1 protein-coding gene is annotated in these 5053 nt (G+C 76.1%); it reads left to right on the top strand.

Going from position 1 to position 5053, the window contains the following annotated elements; translation table 11 throughout:
* A partial coding sequence (locus ABZ807_RS33030) for a type I polyketide synthase (protein ID WP_357167008.1) occupies positions 1–5053 on the top strand: 5053 nt, incomplete at both ends.

Here is a 5053-nt window from a genome sequence, read left to right as displayed (position 1 = left end):
TCACCGATGACGTCACGATCATCCCCAGCCTCCGGCGAAACCACGACGAACACCGGCAGGCCCTCACCGCCCTGGCCAGGTTGCACGTCACCGGCGCCACCGTCGACTGGACCGCACTGCTGACCGGCACCCGGGTCGAGCTGCCCACCTATCCATTCCAGCGGCAGCGCTACTGGGCCGACGCGCGGGAGTACTGGGCCGACGCCTGGGCCGGGGCGGGTGACGGCGAGGTCGTCGCCGCCGGTCTCGCCGTGCTGCGCCACCCGCTGCTCGGCGCCGAGGTGGTCGTACCGGACTCCGGCGGGGTGCTGCTGACCGGACGGGTCTCCCTCGCCACCCACCCCTGGCTCGCCGACCACGCTGTCGTCGGGACGGTGCTGCTGCCCGGCGCCGCCCTGGTCGACCTGGCCGTGCACGCCGGTGACCGGGTCGGCTGCCCGCACCTGGTCGAGCTGACCCTCCAGGCGCCGCTGCCGCTGCCCGACCGCGCGGCGGTCGTGCTGCGGGTGGTTGTCGGCGGGGCGGACGAGGCGGGCACCCGTACCGTCGCCGTCTACTCGGGCGACGACGCCGAGGACACCGCCTGGACGGTGCACGCCACCGGGCTGCTGTCCGCGTCCGTACCCGAACCGGCCGCGCCGCTGGACCCCTGGCCGCCGGCCGGCGCCAGCCCGCTGCCGGTGGCCGACGGCTACCAGCGGCTGCTCGCCGACGGCTACGCGTACGGCCCGACGTTCCAGGGCCTGCGCGCGGCCTGGCGGCACGGCGACGAGGTGTACGCCGAGGTCGTGCTGCCCGAGCCGGCCCACCCGGACGCGGCCCGCTTCGGCCTGCACCCCGCGCTGCTCGACGCCGGCCTGCACGCCGCACTGCTCGACGCTGCCGACCGCGACGCTGCCGACCGCGACGCTGCCGACCGCGACGCCGCCGATCCCGGCGCGGGCGGGGACGGCGCGGGCGGGGACGCGCTGCTGCCGTTCGCGTGGAGCGGGGTGTCCCTGCACGCCGCGGGCGCGACCGCGCTGCGGGTACGCATCACCCGCCGCGGCCCCCGCAGCGCCACCGTCACCGTGGCCGACGCGGCCGGGCAGCCGGTGCTCACCGTCGACTCGCTGGACTACCGGGCGGTCGGCGCCGACCAGCTGGACCCCGGCACCCGCCCCGACGCGATGCACCGGCTCGACTGGGCGCCGCTGACCGGTCCCGCCCCGCAGGCCGGCACCGCGTCGGTGGTGCTGGTCGGTACGCCACCGGCGGGCGCGGCGGAGCTGCCCGCCCACCCCGACCTCGCCGCGCTCGCCGACGCCGTCGACGCGGGCGCCCCGGTGCCCGACCGGGTGCTGGTCACCGTGCCGGAGTTCACCGGCGACGACCTGCCGGCGCGACTGCGCGCGGCGGTGGCGTGGACGCTGCGGCTGGCCCAGGACTGGGTCGCCGACGCCCGCTTCGGGGCGGCTCAGCTGGTGCTGGTCACCACGCAGGCCGTACCGGTGGGGGAATGCGACGTCGACCTCGCCACCGCGCCGCTGTGGGGCCTGGTGCGCGCGGCGGAGGCCGAGCACCCGGGCCGGTTCGCGCTGCTGGACGTCGACCGTACCGTCGAATCGGGTCGCCGCCTGCTCGTGGCGCTGGCCTGCGGCGAGCCGGAGGCGGCACTGCGTGGCGGCGAGATCCGGGTGCCACGGCTGGTCCGCGCGGCGGCGGACGCCGCGACCCCGGCCGCGCCGCGCGAGCACGGCACCATCCTGGTCACCGGCGGCACCGGCGGCCTGGGTGCGCTGGTCGCCCGGCATCTCGTCACCGAGCTGGGTGTCCGCCACCTGCTGCTGACCAGCCGGCGCGGCATCGACGCGCCCGGCGCCCGGGAACTGGTCGCCGAGCTGGCCGACCTGGGCGGCGACGTCACCGTCGCCGCCTGCGACGTCGCCGACCGGGACGCGCTGGCCCGGCTGCTGGCCAGCGTGCCCGCCGCCCGCCCGCTGACCGGGGTGGTGCACGCCGCCGGGGTGCTCGACGACGGCGTCCTCGCCGCGCTCACCCCCGAGCGGGTCGACGCCGTCCTCGCCCCCAAGGCGACCGCCGCCTGGCACCTGCACGAACTCACCCGCGAGCTGCGGATGTTCGTGCTCTTCTCCTCGGCGGCCGGGGTGCTCGGCGCGCCCGGGCAGAGCGGCTACGCCGCCGCCAACGTCTTCCTCGACGCCCTGGCCGCGCACCGCCGGGCCGCCGGGCTGCCGGCCGTCTCGCTGGCCTGGGGGCTGTGGGCGGCCGACGGGATGGGCGACCGGCTCACCGCCGCGGAGCTGCGTCGGCTGGGCCGCAACGGCTTCCCCCCGCTCACCCGTACCGAGGGGCTGGCCCTGTTCACCGCGGCGCTCCACGCCGCGGAGCCGCTGCGGGTGCCGGTCCGGCTGGACCTGCCGGCCCTGCGTGCGGTCGCCGCCGGCCAACCCCTCCCGGCCGCCCTGCGCGGCCTGGTCCCGCCGGCCCGGCCGGGCGCGCGAGCCGGCGCGACCGGGCCGGCCGGCGGCGACGAGCTGCTCCGCCGGCTCGCCGGCTGGTCCGGGCCCGAGCGCCGCGAGGCCCTGCTCGACGTGGTACGCGTCGAGATCGCCGCCGTGCTCGGCCATTCCACGGTCGACGCCGTCCAGCCCGACCAGGCGTTCAAGGACCTCGGCTTCGACTCGTTGTCGGCGGTGGAACTGCGCAACCGGCTGACCGCCGTGACCGGGCTGCGGCTGCCGGCCACCCTGGTCTTCGACCACCCCACGGCGGTCGCCGTGGCCGCGCACCTCGACGGCGTGTTCACCCCCGGCGAGGCGGCCCCGGCCACCGGTGCCCCGGCGGCGCGGGCGGCCGACGAGCCGATCGCCATCATCGCGATGAGCTGCCGCTTCCCCGACGGTGTCGGTTCACCCGAGCAGCTGTGGCGGCTGGTCGCCGACGGGGTGGACGCGATCGGCGACTTCCCCGCCGACCGGGGCTGGGACGTCGACGGCATCTACCACCCGGAGCGGGGCGTCGAGGGGCGAACCTACTCCCGCTCCGGCGGCTTCCTCGCCGACGCCGCCGAGTTCGACGCCGGCTTCTTCGGGATCAGCCCGAACGAGGCCGTGGCGATGGACCCGCAGCAGCGGCTGCTGCTGGAGTGCGCCTGGGAGACCTTCGAGCGGGCCGGCATCGACCCGGGCACGCTGAAGGGCAGCCCCACCGGCGTCTTCGCCGGCGTGATGTACCACGACTACCAGGACAACACCAACACCGGCTCGATCGCCTCCGGCCGCGTCGCGTACGCCTTCGGGCTGGAGGGGCCGGCGGTCACCGTGGACACCGCCTGCTCGTCCTCCCTGGTCGCGCTGCACCTGGCGGCCCAGGCGCTGCGGTCCGGGGAGTGCACCCTCGCGCTCGCCGGCGGGGTGACCGTGATGGCCACTCCCGACACGTTCGTCGAGTTCAGCCGGCAGCGCGGGCTCTCCCCGGACGGGCGGTGCCGGTCGTTCGGCGCGGGCGCCGACGGCACCGGCTTTTCCGAGGGTGCCGGCCTGCTGCTGGTGGAGCGGTTGTCGGATGCCCGCCGCAACGGTCATCCGGTCCTGGCGGTGGTGCGGGGTTCGGCGGTGAACTCCGACGGCGCGTCGAACGGGTTGACGGCGCCGAACGGGCCCGCCCAGCAGCGGGTGATCCGGGCGGCCCTGGCCTCGGCCCGGGTGCCGGCGGCCGAGGTGGACGTGGTGGAGGCGCACGGTACGGGTACGACGTTGGGTGATCCGATCGAGGCGCAGGCGTTGCTGGCCACGTACGGGCAGGACCGGCCGGTGGACCGTCCGCTGTGGTTGGGGTCGGTCAAGTCGAACCTGGGGCACACGCAGGCGGCCGCCGGGGTGGCCGGGGTGATGAAGATGGTCCTGGCGATGCGGCACGGGCTGATGCCCCGGACGTTGCACGCCGAGGAGTCCTCGCCGCAGGTGGACTGGTCCGCCGGCGCGGTGGAGCTGTTGACGCAGGCGCGGGAGTGGCCGGTGAACGGGCACCCGCGCCGGGCCGGTGTCTCCTCGTTCGGGCTCTCCGGCACCAACGCCCACGTGATCATCGAGGAGGCGCCCGCCGACGGCAGCGCCCCGGTACCGGCCGACGGCCTGGTGCCCTGGCTGGTGTCGGCGCGGTCCGACACCGCCGTACGCGACCTGGCCGGCCGGCTGGCCGGCCTCGCCGCGCGGATCGACCCGGTGGACGTGCCGGCGGCCGGCCGGGCGCTCGCCACCGGACGGGCACTCTTCGGTCACCGGGCGGTGGTGCTGGGCGCGGACCCGGCCGAGCTGACCGCCGGGCTGACCGCCCTGGCCACCGGCGCCAGCGCCCCCGGCCTGGTCACCGCGGTGGCCCGGCCGGGTGGCCGGCTGGCGGTGTTGTTCACCGGTCAGGGTGCGCAGCGCCTGGGCATGGGTCGTGAGTTGTACGGGGTGTTTCCGGTGTTCGCCGCTGCGTTTGACGCAGTGGTGGCCGAGCTGGATCAGCATCTGGATCGGCCGTTGCGATCAGTCATTTGGGGTGATGATGGGGACCTGATTCGCCGCACCGGGTATGCGCAGGCGGGGTTGTTCGCGGTCGAGGTGGCCTTGTTCCGGCTGATGGAGTCGTGGGGTGTGCGGCCGGATTTTGTGGCGGGGCATTCGATTGGCGAGTTGGTTGCTGCGCATGTGGCGGGGGTGTGGTCGCTGGGGGATGCGGCGCGGTTGGTGGTGGCGCGTGGTCGGTTGATGCAGGCGTTGCCGGCTGGTGGGGCGATGGTCGCGGTGCAGGCGTCGGAGGAGGAGGTGCGGGGGGTTCTGGCGGGGCGGGGTGTGGTGGACATTGCCGCGGTCAACGGCCCCCGGTCGGTGGTCGTCTCCGGCCCCGAGGCCGCCGTGCTGGCGCTGGCCGAGCATTTCACCGTGCAGGGTCGCAAGACCACCCGGCTTCGGGTGAGTCACGCGTTCCACAGCGGTCTGATGGACCCGATGCTGGAGGAGTTCCGGGCCGTCGCGGCGAGCCTCACCTATGCCGAGCCGCAGTT

The organism is Micromonospora sp. NPDC047548, assembly GCF_040642975.1.
Classification (GTDB): Bacteria; Actinomycetota; Actinomycetes; order Mycobacteriales; family Micromonosporaceae; genus Micromonospora.
This window is presented reverse-complemented; position numbering and strand designations above follow the sequence as displayed.